General features: G+C 68.1%; 15 protein-coding genes and 1 tRNA gene. 6 read left to right on the top strand and 10 right to left on the bottom strand.

The genetic code is table 11. The features are described 5' to 3' along the window. Positions 1-63: 63 nt before the first annotated feature. A complete protein-coding gene (locus G9C85_RS06615) occupies positions 64-900 on the bottom strand; it encodes an HTR-like protein (protein ID WP_166038131.1) in 837 nt (278 codons plus the stop codon). Positions 901-1,220: 320 nt separating this feature from the next. Between G9C85_RS06615 and G9C85_RS06610 the strand changes: the two genes are divergently transcribed. Together G9C85_RS06610 and G9C85_RS06605 are read left to right on the top strand one after the other, a co-directional pair. Then, the gene (locus tag G9C85_RS06610) at positions 1,221-1,889 is read left to right on the top strand and encodes a helix-turn-helix domain-containing protein (protein ID WP_166038129.1); all 669 of its coding nucleotides are present in this window, start codon (positions 1,221-1,223) and stop codon (positions 1,887-1,889) included. Positions 1,890-1,947: 58 nt separating this feature from the next. Further along, the gene (locus G9C85_RS06605; RefSeq protein WP_166038127.1) at positions 1,948-2,316 is read left to right on the top strand and encodes a hypothetical protein; all 369 of its coding nucleotides are present in this window, start codon (positions 1,948-1,950) and stop codon (positions 2,314-2,316) included. Positions 2,317-2,689: 373 nt separating this feature from the next. On the opposite strand, the gene G9C85_RS06600 is transcribed toward G9C85_RS06605, so the two are convergent. The 3 genes from G9C85_RS06600 to G9C85_RS06590 all read right to left on the bottom strand — a co-directional run bounded on the left by G9C85_RS06600 (position 2,690) and on the right by G9C85_RS06590 (position 4,643). Beyond that, a complete protein-coding gene (locus tag G9C85_RS06600; protein ID WP_166038124.1) occupies positions 2,690-2,995 on the bottom strand; it encodes a HalOD1 output domain-containing protein in 306 nt (101 codons plus the stop codon). Between the two features lie 244 nt (positions 2,996-3,239). Beyond that, the gene (locus G9C85_RS06595; protein ID WP_166038121.1) at positions 3,240-4,250 is read right to left on the bottom strand and encodes a beta-ribofuranosylaminobenzene 5'-phosphate synthase family protein; all 1,011 of its coding nucleotides are present in this window, start codon (positions 4,248-4,250) and stop codon (positions 3,240-3,242) included. 72 nt (positions 4,251-4,322) lie between these two features. Beyond that, a complete protein-coding gene (locus G9C85_RS06590; protein ID WP_166038120.1) occupies positions 4,323-4,643 on the bottom strand; it encodes a hypothetical protein in 321 nt (106 codons plus the stop codon). A 138-nt stretch (positions 4,644-4,781) separates the two neighbouring features. Here G9C85_RS06590 and ilvD point away from each other — a divergent pair, with 138 nt between their 5' ends. After that, positions 4,782-6,518 (top strand): dihydroxy-acid dehydratase, encoded by a 1,737-nt coding sequence (gene ilvD, locus G9C85_RS06585; RefSeq protein WP_166038118.1) that lies wholly within the window; start codon positions 4,782-4,784, stop codon positions 6,516-6,518. Between the two features lie 122 nt (positions 6,519-6,640). Further along, the gene (locus tag G9C85_RS06580; RefSeq protein WP_166038116.1) at positions 6,641-7,672 is read left to right on the top strand and encodes an Lrp/AsnC family transcriptional regulator; all 1,032 of its coding nucleotides are present in this window, start codon (positions 6,641-6,643) and stop codon (positions 7,670-7,672) included. A 108-nt stretch (positions 7,673-7,780) separates the two neighbouring features. Here the strand turns inward: G9C85_RS06580 and G9C85_RS06575 are convergent, their stop codons facing one another. The 4 genes from G9C85_RS06575 to G9C85_RS06560 all read right to left on the bottom strand — a co-directional run bounded on the left by G9C85_RS06575 (position 7,781) and on the right by G9C85_RS06560 (position 12,070). After that, entirely contained in the window at positions 7,781-8,038 is a 258-nt protein-coding gene (locus G9C85_RS06575; protein WP_205254313.1) for a hypothetical protein, read from the bottom strand. 84 nt (positions 8,039-8,122) lie between these two features. Continuing rightward, positions 8,123-8,329, bottom strand: a complete 207-nt coding sequence (locus G9C85_RS06570) for a hypothetical protein (protein ID WP_166038114.1) — start codon at positions 8,327-8,329, stop codon at positions 8,123-8,125. Between the two features lie 419 nt (positions 8,330-8,748). Next, the gene (locus G9C85_RS06565) at positions 8,749-11,874 is read right to left on the bottom strand and encodes an FAD-binding and (Fe-S)-binding domain-containing protein (RefSeq protein WP_166038112.1); all 3,126 of its coding nucleotides are present in this window, start codon (positions 11,872-11,874) and stop codon (positions 8,749-8,751) included. Between the two features lie 58 nt (positions 11,875-11,932). After that, a complete protein-coding gene (locus tag G9C85_RS06560; protein WP_166038110.1) occupies positions 11,933-12,070 on the bottom strand; it encodes a hypothetical protein in 138 nt (45 codons plus the stop codon). A 169-nt stretch (positions 12,071-12,239) separates the two neighbouring features. Between G9C85_RS06560 and G9C85_RS06555 the strand changes: the two genes are divergently transcribed. After that, entirely contained in the window at positions 12,240-12,389 is a 150-nt protein-coding gene (locus G9C85_RS06555) for a hypothetical protein (protein WP_193570600.1), read from the top strand. A 371-nt stretch (positions 12,390-12,760) separates the two neighbouring features. On the opposite strand, the gene G9C85_RS06550 is transcribed toward G9C85_RS06555, so the two are convergent. Together G9C85_RS06550 and G9C85_RS06545 are read right to left on the bottom strand one after the other, a co-directional pair. After that, positions 12,761-12,834 (bottom strand) — tRNA-Ile (locus tag G9C85_RS06550). Positions 12,835-12,897: 63 nt separating this feature from the next. Further along, complete coding sequence (locus tag G9C85_RS06545; RefSeq protein WP_166038108.1) at positions 12,898-13,566, bottom strand: FxsA family protein; 669 nt, start codon at positions 13,564-13,566, stop codon at positions 12,898-12,900. Positions 13,567-13,626: 60 nt separating this feature from the next. On the opposite strand from G9C85_RS06545, the gene G9C85_RS06540 reads away from it, so the two are divergent. After that, the gene (locus G9C85_RS06540; protein WP_166038106.1) at positions 13,627-15,276 is read left to right on the top strand and encodes a DUF255 domain-containing protein; all 1,650 of its coding nucleotides are present in this window, start codon (positions 13,627-13,629) and stop codon (positions 15,274-15,276) included. The last annotated feature ends 59 nt before the right edge of the window (positions 15,277-15,335 follow it).

Genomic DNA, 15,335 nt, shown 5'->3' with positions numbered 1-15,335 from the left:
CGACCTGTGTAACGCCGGTGGAGAACGCGCGCAACGGACGCTGCCGCGGACGGTCGCGGACGATCAGCGGATCTTCCGGACGTCGCTGATGTCGAACCCGGAGTCGTTGATGTCGGTCTCGAACTGGATGATGTTCTCCTCCTCGAGCCGCGAGAGCACGCCGCGGAACTGCTTGACGACGAGGGTGCGAGCGCGCTCGGAGCCGCCGGACTCCCACTCGAACAGGAGCGAGCCGTCCGTCGACTCCATGAGCCCGCCGAGTTGCTGCGAGGACAACGCCTCGGTGTTCACGAGCAAGAGGACGAGTCCGCCCCACTCGTAGCTCGCCTTCTTCAAGCCCTTCATGAGGAGCGTGATCTCGTTCCACGTCATGTCGCCGGAGGCGGCGGAGAGGAGGTCGGTGACGGAGTCGACGACGACGAGACTCCCGCTCGCGTGGTCGTTCATGTACTCGCCGACGGCGTCGAGCGTCCCGCGACGCTCGTTCCGGTCGCCGAGCTCCGTGATCTTCCGCGTCTTTCCCGTGTACCACTCGCGGGGGACCTGCGACAGGTCGAAGTACTCCGTGGAGAAGTCCGCGAACGAGACGGCGTCGGCGCCCGCGTCGACGATGTCGTCGTCCATCGCGTACTGCATCTCGGAGACGATCGCGTCCCGTTCCTCCGTGAACGAGATGTAGTGGATGTCGTCGGGAACGACCGCGTCGCCGTGCAGACCGCCGTAGTAGAGGTCGAACAGTTCCGCGTCCGCGTGCGCCAGCCCGTTCATCGCCACGGCCGTGTAAACGAACTCGCGAGCACCCGCGCCGACCTCGCCGGCGAGGAGCACGACGCTCCCCGGCGGCGCACCGCCGTCGATCATCGAGTCCAGCCGCGAGATCCCGAACGGGAGCCGGTCCATGCACGCACGGTGGAGAGCAGGTGGTAACTGTCTTACGGCAGTAAACCGCCCGCACGAACATACGGCGGCCGCCAGCTCGCCGTTTCGGATTCGGTGGCCTCACGAGGGTATCGACTGCACGAGGTGCGGCAACGCGAAGGCCTGGTCTCAGGAACCGACGCCAGTACCGAGTCTTCGAATCCCTCGCTGGCCTCTCTCGTAGCCACCAGGGTAGTGGTAGATGCAGGTGGCATACGTATCGGCCAGCACCGTGTTTCTGACAGTTCACCTGCGAGATGTATTGGCCATAGTCCTTTCCCGACAGATCGTATCGGTTCGCTATGGCGACCGAAGCGACGTTCACGGTACCGTCCGATCAGTTCCCCCTGGGAACCGTATTCGAACAACTACCGGATGTGACGATCACGCTGGAGCGACTGATCCCCGCACAGGACGTGGTCATCCCCTACTTCTGGGTGCGAGGAACCAAAGTCGACGACATCGAAAGCGCGTTCAACGAGCACCCGGGCGTGAAGAATATTCGACTCGTCGATTCCGTCGAGGACGAGTACCTGTTACGCGTCGAGTGGGCGCTCGATTACGCCGACGTGCTGACCATCCTCGCGGAGACAGCGGTTCCACTGATCGCGGCCACAGGCACCGACCAGCAGTGGACGTTCGAGATCCGCGGGGACGACCGAAGCGACGTCGCGGACTTCCAGCGACGATGTCGAGAGCTGGACATCCCGATCACGCTGACGGAGTTACACGCACTCACGCCGGTCGAGACGGCGACCGAAGCCGGCCTCACCGACACCCAGCAAGAAGCGCTGGTGCTCGCCTACGAGCGCGGGTACTACGAGTCCCCCCGCGAGGTCACCTTGGAGGACCTCGGCGAGGAACTCGGCATCTCCCAGCAGGCCGTCGGCTCCCGCCTCCGAGGGGGAATCAAGCACGTCCTCGGGGGCACGCTCTCTACCTTCTCGGTCGAATCCCGAGCGAGGGCTTAAAATAGGTTTGTATCTGAAAAAGTCACCGTGATTCCCGTCGGCCGGCTACGGTAGTTTAATGAGTGAGAATTCTATCGCCTTTGATTCGGTACTCGAGCTCTGTCAACACCAGCACCGTCGGATCGTCCTCGGGGTGCTCGCAAGAGAACAGCGGTCGTTAACGCTCAACGACCTCACGCAGGCCGTCCTCAAGTACAATCATCAGACGCCAATCACAGAAGCGTCTGCGGATGTACTCACAGATATTCGCCTCTCGCTGTATCACGTCCACTTCCCGAAGTTGAGTTCGGAAGGACTCGTCGACTACGACCCGGAGCGCAAACTCGTGGAACCAACCGAGCAATTAGCGCAGGTGCAGCCAACTTTGTCTACGATCCTGGACGCCGACTCGTCCCTCGAAGCGCCGATGGAACTGAGTGTCGATTAACTGCTCCCGAGCCCTATTCAAACGCCGACAACGGCAACATAGAAAGATAATAAAGATGTCAGGGAAACGCGACAGCGGGGTGGCCAGAACGGTTGCTAGATGCGATAGCTGTGAATCGGTCTACGTGGCCAAGATAAGCCCCGACGGATCGTTCTGTCTGGATGGGCTTGGGGAGTGTCCCTGCGGTGATGCAGAAATCACACTGCACGACCCGTCTCCTGGTGGTACCGAGCAGTGAGTGAGTACGTAAAAACGGACCGTGTATGAAAATGCAGTTTGATTCCCGTCGGTCGGTCAGGTTCAGAAAGCTGTTGAGCTTCGAAACTCTGGATTCGTAGGTGCTGGCAACGATCTCTCTGTAGCAATACCGTCTTCAATCTTCACCACGGGGATGGATCGTGACGGTCCCGTCGTCGTCTACTGTGATTCGGACTCCGGCATACACGAAGCTCAAGTGAACGCCCCGACTGTTGGGTCGTGAGAGGAGAGCATCGATGGCGTCTGGATCGATGAAATCATAGAGCGGCGGGAGCTTGTTCGGTTCACGATTAAGAGTGACTGCGACTGTCTCTACGATTGCTACCGACGGATTCGTACTGCTCCAATCATACTCGTTCTGGATGTGTTCGATGTCGCTTCCTTGATGATCTTCTGACCCTTCGTAAGGGCGTTCATCCATGGGAAGTGTTGAGGAGTGAGATTGAAAAACGGAGCGGCATAATAAGTAACTGAGTCAAAGCCTGGGCGATTCCTGAGAGCGAGAATCTGGCGGTGCTTACGAAGTACAGGCATACATCGAGTGCTTAGTTCGCACAGTCACGTGACGGACAGTGAGATGGGTGACTGCTGAAACGAAGCACTCGCGAGTCGTCCCGTGACGCTTTCTCCGGTCGGTACTGTGGGTACGGTGGCGGTGATCTGGTCTATTCGACGTCTGCACCGGTGGTGGCGGGTGCGGTGGCGAGAACGTTACCGTCGACGCCGGCGGCGTCGAGCGCGTCGCGGGCGGCGTCGATCGCGTCGTCGACGCGTGACTCGTCCGAGAGGCCGTAGACGGCGGGCCCCCACGAGGACTGGCCGACGCCGCCGACGGCGTCGCTGCGGGCGAGCGAGTCGACGATCTCGCCGACGGGCGGGCGGAAGACGCCGCCCTGTTCGTCGGCGTACCACGCGCCGTTCAGTCGGCCGAGTTCGGCCATCCCGTCCGCGAAGCGTGCGTGGTCGTTCGTCGCGGCGGCGGGGAGGAGCGTGCGCGTGAGGGTGCCGGCGACGGCGTCGGCGACGCCGCCGTCGGCGTGCTCGACGACGGTCCGCATGCTCTGGGCCTCGCTCTCGCCGCTCCGGCCCGCGTCGACGTCCGGGACGGCGACGACGAACCGCCAGTCCGCGGGGAGGTCGTGACGGGCGACGACGGGCGGCGTCTCCCACTCGCCGCGCGCGGGTTCGTCCGTGGTGAACCGGGCGGTCGGGTGGCCGGCGTCGACGACGAACCCGCCGGCCTCGAAGGTCCCGACGCCGACGCCACTGCGGCCGCCGCGACCGAGCGCGGGCGCGTGCTCTCGAGGCCTGGGCTCGCGGTCGTTCGCGCGGGCGACGGCGGCGTACGTCGCGAGCGCGAGCTGCGTGCCGCTGCCGAGGCCGACGTGCCGGGGGAGCGCGCGCTCGACGGTGACGTGCGCGCCGTCGACGCCGAGGACGCTCGCCGCGCGGTCGGCGAACCGGCGGGTCGCGTCGAGGTCCGCGCGCTCGTCGCCGCCGACCGCCGGCATCGCGTCCGCGGCCGCGTCCACCGCGACCGCGTCCACCGGCTCGGCGCGCACCTGAACGCGGGGTTCGGCGAGTCCGACGCCCACGCCACCGTAGAGGCGGTCGTGCGCGAGCGAGAGGTTCTGGAACCCGAAGTGCAGGCGGGCACCCGCCGAGACCGTGACCATACCGACTGCTAGGGAGTGGAGGTCCAAGGGGTTTCGGCGGTGGCAACCACGTCCGGTGACGGAACTGCTCGGTCAGTCCGCTCCGGTCGGCCCCGGGTCTTCGGCAACGACGCTCCTGGTCAGCCAGAGCACGCCGAGCGCGAACAGCACCACGCCCGCGAGCGCTGGTGTCAGGCTCGCCGCGCAGCTGTTGCAGCCCTCCTGCCAGCGAATCGTCCACGACGAGATCGACACGCTCTCGAATGCGACGGCGGTCGCACCCGGACAGAAGGCGTCCGTGCAACCGCCTCTGTGGAAGGTGAGGACGAGCAGGACGGCGCCGGTCACGGTCGCGACTCCCGCAGCGAGGGCGGTGCGCGACGACTGCGTGCCATCTCGTCGACTCGTACGCATACCTCGATCCACAGACGCTCGTGTCAAGAATCCGTCGCCGTTTCGGGGCGCGGCCGAATCGATTCGGTCGACGACGGCCCTGCCAGCAACGTCTGTCGTGGTACCGTAACTTAAGACGCCGCGGCGCTACCTGCGGATATGAGCGAGCACGACAAGCCCGAGGGCCTCCGGTCGCGCGAGGTCACGGAGGGCACCGAGCGCGCCCCGCATCGAGCGATGTTCCGCGCGATGGGATTCGACGACGAGGACCTGTCCGCGCCGATGGTCGGCGTCGCCAACCCCGCCGCCGACATCACGCCCTGTAACGTCCACCTCGACGACGTCGCCGACGCCGCCATCGAGGGCATCGATAGCGCCGACGGCATGCCGATAGAGTTCGGCACCATCACCATCTCGGACGCCATCTCCATGGGGACGGAGGGCATGAAGGCGTCCCTCATCTCGCGGGAGGTCATCGCCGACAGCGTCGAACTGGTCGCGTTCGGCGAGCGCGTCGACGCCCTCGTCACCGTCGCCGGTTGCGACAAGAACCTCCCGGGGATGCTCATGGCGAGCATCCGCACGGACCTCCCGAGCGTCTTCCTCTACGGTGGCTCGATCATGCCCGGCGAGCACGACGGCCGCGAGGTCACCATCCAGAACGTCTTCGAGGGCGTCGGCGCGGTCGCAGAGGGGACGATGAGCGAGGCCGAACTCGACGAGATGGAGCGCCACGCGTGCCCCGGCGCCGGCTCCTGCGGCGGGATGTTCACCGCGAACACGATGGCGTCGATCTCGGAGGCGCTCGGGATGGCGCCGCTGGGCTCCGCAAGCCCGCCCGCCGAGGACGAATCTCGGTACGAAGAGGCCCGGCGCGCGGGCGAACTCGCGCTCGACGCCGTCCACGCCGACCGCCGCCCCTCCGACGTCCTGAGCCGCGAGAGCTTCGAGAACGCGATCGCGCTCCAGGTCGCCATCGGCGGGTCGACGAACGCCGTCCTCCACCTGCTCGCGCTCGCTGCCGAAGCCGGCATCGAGCTGGACATCGACGACTTCGATACGATCAGTCAGCGCACGCCGAAGATCGCGAACCTCCAGCCCGGCGGCACGCGCGTCATGAACGACCTCCACGAGCTCGGCGGCGTCCCCGTCGTCCTCCGGCGTCTCCACGACGCCGGCCTCGTCCACGGCGACGCGAACACGATTACGGGTCGCACCGTCGCCGAGGAACTCGAGTACCTCGAGGACTCCGGGCGCCTCCCCACCCGAGACGAAGTCGCAGCGGCGGACGCGGACTTCCTCTACACTGTCGACGACCCCTACCAGGCCGAGGGTGCGATCCGCATCCTCAAGGGCAACCTCGCGCCCGAGGGGAGCGTCCTGAAGGTCACGGGCGACGACGCCTTCCACCACGAGGGCCCCGCCAAAGTGTTCGAGAACGAGGAGGACGCCATGCGGTACGTCCAGGAGGGCGGTATCGAGAGCGGGGACGTCATCGTCATCCGGAACGAGGGCCCCAGCGGCGGCCCCGGGATGCGCGAGATGCTCGGCGTCACCGCCGCCGTCGTCGGCGCCGGACACGAGGACGACGTCGCCCTCCTGACCGACGGCAGGTTCTCCGGGGGCACGCGCGGCCCGATGATCGGGCACGTCGCGCCGGAGTCGTTCGACGGCGGCCCCATCGGCGCCGTCGAGGACGGCGACACGATCACGGTCGACGTCCCCGACCGCACGCTCGACGTCGACCTCACCGACTCCCAGATAGCGGAGCGCCTCGACGCCCGCGACGACCCCGAACCCGCGTACGCGTCGGGCGTCCTCGCGAAGTACGGCCGCGACATGGACTCCGCCGCCAACGGCGCAGTGACGAACCCGGCCGCGAAGCGCGACGACTGACGACCACGGCCGTCCGTCGCTCGATTCCGAACTCGCGGTGGCTGCCGCGTCGAATGCGGTCTCCCGGTCGCTGCCGCGTCGATTCCGCGGCGTTGAAACCCACGGGGTGCCAAGCGCGAGCAATGACTGACTCGGGGGACTGGCGGGAGCGCATCGACGACGTCGACGCACGCCTCGTCGACGGATTCCAGAGCGACTTCCCGATCGAGGAACGCCCGTTCGCGGCGGTCGGCGACGCCATCGGCACCACCGAAGCGGACGCGTTCGACCGCACGCGTCGACTCCTCGACGACGGCGTGTTCCGCCGGTTCGGCGCGGTCCTGAACCCGCCCGTCATCGGGTCGTCGACGCTCGCCGCCGTCGCCGCCCCCGAGGACCGCTTCGACGAGATCGCGGACGTCGTGAACTCCTACCGGCAGGTGAACCACAACTACCGGCGGGACCACGAGTGGAACATGTGGTTCGTCGTCACCGCCGGGTCGCGCGAGCGACGCGACGAGATCCTCGCCGAGATCGAGGCCGAGACCGGCTGCACGGTGCTCTCGCTCCCGATGCTGACGGACTACTACATCGACCTCGAGTTCCCCGTCGTGAACGACGACCGGTTCGCGCGGGAGAGCCTGGAGTCGACGGACGTCTCAGCCACCCGCATCAGCGAGGACGCGACCGGCGACCTCTCGGCGTTCGACGCCGACCTCCTGCTCGCGATCCAGGACGGCTTCCCCGTCTCGCGAACGCCGTACCGCGACCTCGCCGCGGCACTCGACGCCGACGTCGCGGACGTCCTCGAGGGCATCGACGCGCTCCGTGCGGGGAACTGCATCAAGCGCATCGGGTGCGTCGTCAACCACGTCGTCACCGGATTCGAGAACAACTGCATGGTCGTCTGGGACGTCCCCGACGACGAACTCGATGCGCGCGGCGAACGCGTCGGGGCGCTCCCGTACGTCACGCTGTGCTATCATCGCCCGCGACGCCCCGACCTCGACTGGGAGTACAACCTCTTCACGATGATTCACGGCCGCGAGGCGACCGTCGTCGACGAGAAGATAGACGAACTCGCGACCGACCACCTGCCGTTCGCGCACGAACGCCTCTACTCGACGGAGACCCTGAAGCAGACCGGCGCGCAGTACGAGAACCTCGTGGACTGATCCGGTACGGTCGGATTCGACTCGACCCGGGCAGTCGTGGCGTCGACGACCGTAACACCCGAACGCCCGGAACGCCCAGAACGCCCAGAACGCGATCGATCCCGCGGATTACTTGCGGGACGCGACGACGATCATCGGGCCGACGAAGATGAGCGCCAGCCCGAGGAACCGGTACTCGATCCCGGTGAGCGAACTCGGCGTCAGGACGAAGATCGCGCCGAACGCGACCAGCGTCAGCCCGACGAGCTTCATCGACTTCAGGGGTAGCGCGCCGAGGACGGACACGATCAACAGCAAGAGCAGAGCCTGCCCCACGTTGTAGTTGAGCAGGAAGTTGTCGACGATCTGGAGCGCGATGTCCATCATTCCTAGGTCGTATCTCGCCCCGAAGCGGTCTTTAACGTAACGATACCGCGCCCCCAGTGCGTTCGCGAGACGGGCCGGCCGCGGTCAGGGCGTCGGCCCCGTCAAGTCCAGCGAGCGAATCCATCGATGCCAGAACAGCGTGACGATGGCGGCGAACCCCCACGTCCACGCGAGCGTCCCGAGGAGCGAGTACCCCGCGGCGGTGAGCGCGAACTTCGCCAACCCCGGGCCGACGACGCCCGCGAGCACGGTGAGCCCCGCCTGCAGGCGTTCGTCCGCGAGCGTAACCATACTCGACGCTTGGCCGCCACCCGCCTGAACCCATCGGTTCCGCGCCGGGCCGGTCCCTGAATCGTCCGTAGCCTCGATGGGCCTTGCGCGCGCGGTCCGAGAACTGTGCGCCTGCAATCCGAGAACCGGTCGTCAGCACCCGGAGAAACCGGCTTCGGCGTTCCGAGACCCGAAACGCGGTACAAAGGGGGTGGACGCACGGGACGTCTGAACCATGGAGCGTGCTCGTGCGTCCGCCACCCATTTGCACGCGAATCGTCTAAGTTCCTTCGGGGGCCTGCAAACGGGGTGCACAGCGGCTCGAACCGACCGACGGCGAGACGACCGACGACCGTACCCGACCGGTGAGCGGCAGCGACCGGCGGCTGTCAGTGATCGGCGGCTGTCAGCGACCGATGAGCGTCAACGGCCGGCGGCTGTCAGCGACCGGGGAGTGCGTCCGCGAGCGCCTCGATCGGCGTCGGCGGATGGCCGTCGGCGCTCTCGCGGTTCGCGAGCTGCGTCCGACAGGACGCGCCCGGCGCGACGACCCCGTCCGCGTCGCTCGCATCGACCTGCTCGTAGAGGATGCTCGCGATGGCGTCGCTCATCGCCTCGTGCTCGCGCTCGTACCCGAAGCTCCCCGCCATCCCACAGCACCCCGAGTCCAGGGCGTCCACGCGGTAGCCCGCGCGCCGCAGCACGCCCACGGCGTGGTGGTCCTTCTTCGTCGCGTGCTGGTGGCAGTGCCCGTGGTACGCGACGTGGTCGTCCGGCGCCGCCCAGTCCACGGTGGCGTCCAGGCCGAACGCGTCCAGGTACTCGCAGACGCCGAAGGTCGCCGAACTGACCGCCTCCAGTTCGCCGCTGTCGCTGACCGCGTCCAATTCTTCGCCGTCGTCGCCGAGGAGGTCGCGGTAGTCCGACTGGAGCATCACCGCGTCGGAGGGCTCGACGACGACGACCTCCCGGCCGGCGCGAACGTACGGCGCGAGCGCGTCGACGACGGTCTCCGCGGTCTCGCGAGCCTGGTCGAGGAATCCCATAGAGTGCGCGGGCCGGCCGGTATCGGTGACGTCGCCCGGGACCGCGACGTGCACGTTCGCCGCCTCCAGGACGCGCACGGCGGCCTTCCCCGCCTCCGGGTTCGTGTAGTTCGTGTACGTGTCCGGGAAGAGGACGACCGTGCGGGTCGCCGCGTTCGGGTCGACCGCACTCCCCCCGCGGGCCTCGAACCAGTCCCGGAACGTCTCCCGCCGGAACGTCGGGAGCGGCCGCTCGGTCCCGATGCCGACCGTCTTCTCCAGGAGCGTTCGCGCCCCGGGTACGCGCGCCAGCCAGTTCGACACCGGCGCGAGCGCGCTCCCCGCCGTCGCGAGCGCGTCGACGTTCGCGAACGCTCGCTCGCGGAGCGTCGCGCCCTCGCGCTCGTGGTGGGCGTGGGTCACCTCCGCCTTCAGCTTCGCCATGTCGACGCCGCTCGGGCAGTCCCGCGCACAGCCCTTGCAGCCCACGCAGAGGTCCAGGACTTCCTCGCGGAACTCCTCGGAGAGATGGGCGTCGTCGGGGAGGTCGCCGCTCATCGCCTGCCGGAGCAGGTTCGCGCGCCCCCTGGTGCTCGTCACCTCTTCCTCGGCCGCGCGGTACGTCGGACACATCACGCCACCCGTCGTCTCCTGCGGGCCGCGACAGCCCCCGCACCCGTGACAGAGCTCCACCATCCCCTGCATGCCGTTCTCGTTCTCCCACGCGAGCGCCGGGTCGAACCCCGCGTCGAACGCGTAATCGGGTCCACTCCGGAGGTCCTCGGTCATGTCGACGTCCCCGCAGACCTGTCCGGGGTTCAGTCGCCAGTCCGGGTCGAACGCCGACTTCAGCTCGCGGAAGCGCTCCCAGATCGCGGCCCCGAACAGCTTGTGGTTCCACTCCGTGCGCGCGCGACCGTCGCCGTGCTCGCCGCTCACGGACCCGCCGTACTCGACGACGAGGTCCGTCACCGCGTCCGCGATCTGCCGCATCGTCTCGACGCCGTCGACGGTCTTCGTGTTTACGAGCGGCCGGACGTGCAGGACGCCCGGGCCGGCGTGCGCGTAGAACGACGCGAACGTCCCGTGGTCGTCGAGGACCTTCTGGAACGCCTCGACGTACTCCGGGAGGTTCGCGGGCGGGATAGCGACGTCCTCGATGAACGACGCGTGCTTCGCGTCAGAGGTCCGAGAGAGCAAGATCGGGAGCCCCGACTTCCGGAGCTTCCAGAACTTCTCGCGCTCGGCCGCGTCGTGCGCCTCCAGTCCCGCGACCGCACGAGCGGGCGGTCCGTCGGGCGAACCCGTGGTTCCGGGTTCGTCGCCCGCCACCGCGTCCGTCCGCGTCGCGCCCTCCCCGGTCGGTTCCGGGACGCGGTCGGCGAGCAGTTCCGCGACGGCGCGCTCGCCCGCGGCATCGTCTTCGGCGTAGAACTCGACGAGGAGCACGTCGCTCGTCGCCGCGGGCAGCAGTTCGACGACCTCGCCGAACTCCGGAGTCTCCCGCGCGAGGCCTAGGAGGACGTCGTCGACGAGTTCGACCGCCGCCGGGTCGTGCTCGAGCACCGCAGCGACGTCCTCCATCGCCGTCACGAGGTCGTCGTAGCACAGCAACGCGACGGACTTCGTCTCCGGCACCGGCTCGAGTGCAATCTCGACCTCGGTGACGACCGCGAGCGTCCCCTCGCTCCCGCACAGCAGTTTCGCGAGGTTCACGACGTCCCCCGGCCCATCGGGTTCGCCCACGCCGCGCTCGCCGCCAGCGTAGTCCTCGACGAGCCAGTCGAGGTTGTACCCCGACACCGACCGCTTCAGGTCCGGGTACCGCTCCCGGAGCAGGTCCGAATCTTCGTCGAGAATCTCCAGCACTTTGGCGTAGATCCCCGCCTCGAGGTCGTCGCCGCGAGCGCGCTCGCGGGCCTCCGCGAGGGACACCTCGCCGAACTCGGTGACGGTGCCGTCCGCGAGCACTACCTCGCAGCGCTCGACGTACGCGTCCGTCTTCCCGTACTGCAGCGAGTGCGCGCCCGTCGAGTTGTTCCCGACCGCGCCGCCGAGCGCTGACTTGTCGCCCCACGCCGGGTCCGGCGCGAACTTCAGGTCGTGCTCGGCGAGACGCTCGTTCAGGTCCCCCAATAGCACGCCCGGTTCCGCTCGCGCCCGCCGCCGCTCGACGTCGACCTCGCGCACCGAGTCCATGTGCGTCGTGAAGTCGAGCACCACCGCCTCGTTCACCGACTGCCCCGCGAGACTCGTCCCGCCGCCCCGCGGCAGCACCGCGATGTCCTCCTCCGCGCAGAACGACAGCACCGCCGACACGTCCGCGGTCCCCGTCGGGAACACCACCCCGATCGGCGTCACCTCGTACAGGCTCGCGTCCGTCGCGTACAGCTGCCGCGAGTAGTCGTCGAACCGCACCTCGCCGTCGACGCGCTCGGCGAGCGCTGCCGCCAGGTCCGGGCGTTCGACGGCGTCGCTCGCGTAGTCGTAGTCCGACGCCCCGTCGCGTGCACGACCCGCCGGGTCCGGGTCCATCGCCATACCCGACGCCTCGGACGGCGACGACTTAACGCCGCCGCCGTCGCCCACTCGCGACCCGTCAGTCGTCCTCGTGGCGCCGGCGACGCGCCAACCCCACGAGCTCCAGGCCCGCGTCCTCCAGCGAATCGTAGTCGTCCGACGCCGCCGCGAGCTTCGCCGCCTCGAGCGCCTCCCGCACGTCGTCCTGTGCACTCATACCGAGACAGACGCTCACGACGCCCCTAAACCCGCGCCATGCAGAGTGAAAGTGAAACTCCGGCGGAGGCACCGTCAAGGCGGCCGACAGCGGCACGAATCGGCACACTGCGCGACGACCGATACCAGGACAGAAGCGTTATACCCATCGATACCCTGGCATCCGTCGGATGGGAACACTGAAAGCAGTAGTGGCGCGCTTCCAGGACGACGACGCGCCACCGGACTACGTCTGTCTCTCCTGCGAGACGGACTACGACGTCCAACACCACGTCTGCCCCAACTGCGGCGGATACAGCATCGAACGCATCGACTGGTAGCCCGTGACCGCGATTCCGACGTCCTCACGACCCCAATAGCCACCGGACTGACCGGACGAACAGCCACCACGGCAATCCGCCGCGCCGGATACCGTCCGTCGCGTCCCCGAACCACCAGCCACTGACATCGCTACCCTCGGCGCTACGACTCACGAGACTCGAACAGATACTACACTTCTCCGCTGCCGCACTCGTCGCTACGCTCCTCGTTTGTGGCAGCAGAGGAGTGGGCAGACTCGGATTTGAACCGATGTGAGACGTTCCTGCTCGCTCCGCTGCGCGGGCTGCGACTCACAGGATTCAAATCGAGATTGCACTTCTCCAGCGAACGGACGCCTCGCTGCGCTCGACGTCGTTGTTCGCTGGAGAAGTGGGCAGACTCGGATTTGAACCGAGAACCTCCACCTTATCAGAGTGGCGCTCAACCTAATTGAGCTATCCGCCCGAACCCAGTCTGAGGTAGATGGGTGATGGATAAAAGGGTTTCCTTCTTGCAGTTCTGTGGGGGTCAGTCTCGGTCTTCGTCGTCCTCGTGGACGTCCTCGACGTCGACCTCGAACGCGTCCTCGTCCAGGTCGATGGTGTCGTCGCTCTCAGCGCGCTCGCTGGCGCCACCGCCGAACGGACCGCCGTCACCGTCGCTCCCTGCGCCGAACGGACCGCCGTCAGCGTCGCCGCCGGTGCCAAAGCTCCCGCCGAACGTCGCGCCGAACCCGCCACCGCCGCCCGAGGACGCGTCCTCGGGGTTCGGGAATCCGAACGTCCACGCCTTCCCGGACGCCATCCCGGCCGCGTGCTCGTCGATGTACGGGACGACGACGTACTTCTTCAGGGCCATCCGGATCGGGATGCGCGAGAGCGGGAGCGTCAACGCGATCCCGACCGCGTCCGTCACCAGTCCGGGCGTCAGCAGGAACGCGCCCGCGGCGATGAGCAGGCCCGCGTCCAGCAGCTCGTTCGTCGGCGGATTCCCGGCCGCGAGCGACTTCTGGATCTTCCGGAGCGTCCGCCGGCCCTCCGCGCGAACGAGCACCATCCCGATCAACGCGGTGAGGACGACGAGCGCGACCGCCTGCAGCCCGCCGAGGGTCCCAGACGTCACCAGCCACACCAGGACGATTGAGTCCAGGAGCGGGATGACTAGTAGCGCCGCGACGTACCGGAGGTACCCGACCATGCCCGTGCGTAACGCGTCCGGGTTCAAAGCCCTTTATCACCGCCGCACCCAACCGGGCGTATGGATAAGTCCGCCGAGCGCACGCGCGTCGAGTGGCGCGAGTGGAGTCAGGACGCCTTCGACGACGCCGCGCGCGCCGGCAAGCCCGTGCTACTGTCGCTGTCCGCGACGTGGTGCGCGCACTGTCACGAGATGGACCGGGAGACGTACGACGAACCGCGGATGGCGGCGAACGTCAACGACGGCTTCGTGCCGATTCGCGTGGACGTCGACCGACGCCCGCGCGTTCGCGAACGCTACAACATGGGCGGGTTCCCGTCGACGGTGTTCCTCGCGCCCGACGGAACGGTGCTCTCGGGCGCGGGCTACCTCGCTCCGGACGGCTTCCGGCAAGTGCTCTCGAGCGTCCGGAAGGCGTGGGACGCGAAGGGCCAGGACGCCGGGACGGTCCCGCGGTCGCTCCGCGACGGCACGCCGCCGGCGGGCGCGTTGACGCCGGAGGTGGAGAAGCAGATGCTCGGCCAGCTCGTCGACGCGTTCGACGCCGACGACGGCGGGTGGGGCGAGGGCGCGAAGTTCCCGCTCCCGCGGACGGTCGAGTTCGCGCTGAAGCGCGAACGCGACCAGGCGGTCCGCACGCTCGACGCCGTGGACGCGAACCTCCGGGACGACCACGACGGCGGGTTCTACCGGTTCGCGGAGAACGCGAACTGGTCGACGGTCCACCACGAGAAGCTACTGGACTCGAACGCCGCGCTCGTCCGGGCGTTCGCGAACGCGTACCTCTACACGGGGACGGAGTCGTACCGGGACGCGGCGCGGTCGGGCGTGGAGTACCTCGCGTCGACGCTGTGGACGGGCGAGGCGTTCGCGGGCAGTCAGGCCGACGACGACGAGTACTACGCGCTCGACCCGAGCGACCGCGAGACGGCCGAGGCCCCCGCTATCGACGGGACGGCGTTCGCGGACCGGAACGCGCTCGCGGCGGACGCGCTCCTCACGTTTGCGTCGTACACGGACGACGAGCACGCGCGCAAGTACGGCCGTGACGCGCTCGCGTTCGTCCGCGACGACCTCGTCGCCGACGACGGCGCGGTGACGCACTACCGCGTCGACGGGGAGACCGGCGAACGCGGCGTGCTCGCGGATCAGGCGCACGTGCTCTCGGCGCTCCTGCGGGCGCGACAGGTCCTCGGCGCGGACGCCGTCGGTGGCGACGTCGTCGACGCGGCGCGCGCGGTCGCGGACTGGACGATCGACGCGCTCGGCGACGAGGACGCGTTCCGCGACGGCCCGGCGTCGGGCGCGGGCCTGCTCGACGAACCGCTGTATCCGCTCGACGGGAACGTCGCGCTCGCCGACGCGCTCCTGGACCTCGCGGTCGTCACCGGAGACGACGAGTACCGCGCTCGCGGCCGGCGGGCGCTCGAAGCGTTCGGCGGTGCGGCCGACCGGTTCGGCGTCCGCGTCGCGACGTACGCCGCGGCCGCGTCGCGCTACCTGGAGTCGCCGCTCGTGATCCGCGTCGGCGATGACGCAGGCAGCGATTTGCATCGCGCGGCGCTCCGGATGGCGGACCACGAGAAGGTCGTCGTCCCGGCCGCGAGCGACGTGCCGGCGGGCGAGGCGACGGTGGCGCGCGGCGACGACGTCGCCGGCACCGCGACGACGCCGCCGGCGCTCGCGGACCTGGTCGCGGAGACGGTCTGAGGGCTTCGGGGCTGCCGCGCATGCGAGCTGCCGAGGAGAGAGGCGCGTTCGGACCGACG

Source organism: Halorubellus sp. JP-L1 (genome assembly GCF_011440375.1).
Taxonomy (GTDB): domain Archaea; phylum Halobacteriota; class Halobacteria; order Halobacteriales; family Natrialbaceae; genus Halorubellus.
Note: the sequence above shows the minus strand (reverse complement) of the source record. Positions and strands in the feature narration are given on the sequence as shown.

What these genes read in the sequence shown, in the direction of transcription:
- G9C85_RS06565 (WP_166038112.1), bottom strand. Translation starts at nt 11,874, where the DNA reads ATGGCGATGGACCCGGACCCGGCGGGTCGTGCACGCGACGGGGCGTCG.
- ilvD (WP_166038118.1), top strand. Translation starts at nt 4,782, where the DNA reads ATGAGCGAGCACGACAAGCCCGAGGGCCTCCGGTCGCGCGAGGTCACG.
- G9C85_RS06560 (WP_166038110.1), bottom strand. Translation starts at nt 12,070, where the DNA reads ATGAGTGCACAGGACGACGTGCGGGAGGCGCTCGAGGCGGCGAAGCTC.
- G9C85_RS06615 (WP_166038131.1), bottom strand. Translation starts at nt 900, where the DNA reads ATGGACCGGCTCCCGTTCGGGATCTCGCGGCTGGACTCGATGATCGAC.
- G9C85_RS06540 (WP_166038106.1), top strand. Translation starts at nt 13,627, where the DNA reads ATGGATAAGTCCGCCGAGCGCACGCGCGTCGAGTGGCGCGAGTGGAGT.
- G9C85_RS06570 (WP_166038114.1), bottom strand. Translation starts at nt 8,329, where the DNA reads ATGGTTACGCTCGCGGACGAACGCCTGCAGGCGGGGCTCACCGTGCTC.
- G9C85_RS06545 (WP_166038108.1), bottom strand. Translation starts at nt 13,566, where the DNA reads ATGGTCGGGTACCTCCGGTACGTCGCGGCGCTACTAGTCATCCCGCTC.
- G9C85_RS06580 (WP_166038116.1), top strand. Translation starts at nt 6,641, where the DNA reads ATGACTGACTCGGGGGACTGGCGGGAGCGCATCGACGACGTCGACGCA.
- G9C85_RS06575 (WP_205254313.1), bottom strand. Translation starts at nt 8,038, where the DNA reads ATGATGGACATCGCGCTCCAGATCGTCGACAACTTCCTGCTCAACTAC.
- G9C85_RS06590 (WP_166038120.1), bottom strand. Translation starts at nt 4,643, where the DNA reads ATGCGTACGAGTCGACGAGATGGCACGCAGTCGTCGCGCACCGCCCTC.
- G9C85_RS06605 (WP_166038127.1), top strand. Translation starts at nt 1,948, where the DNA reads ATGAGTGAGAATTCTATCGCCTTTGATTCGGTACTCGAGCTCTGTCAA.
- G9C85_RS06595 (WP_166038121.1), bottom strand. Translation starts at nt 4,250, where the DNA reads ATGGTCACGGTCTCGGCGGGTGCCCGCCTGCACTTCGGGTTCCAGAAC.
- G9C85_RS06555 (WP_193570600.1), top strand. Translation starts at nt 12,240, where the DNA reads ATGGGAACACTGAAAGCAGTAGTGGCGCGCTTCCAGGACGACGACGCG.
- G9C85_RS06600 (WP_166038124.1), bottom strand. Translation starts at nt 2,995, where the DNA reads ATGGATGAACGCCCTTACGAAGGGTCAGAAGATCATCAAGGAAGCGAC.
- G9C85_RS06610 (WP_166038129.1), top strand. Translation starts at nt 1,221, where the DNA reads ATGGCGACCGAAGCGACGTTCACGGTACCGTCCGATCAGTTCCCCCTG.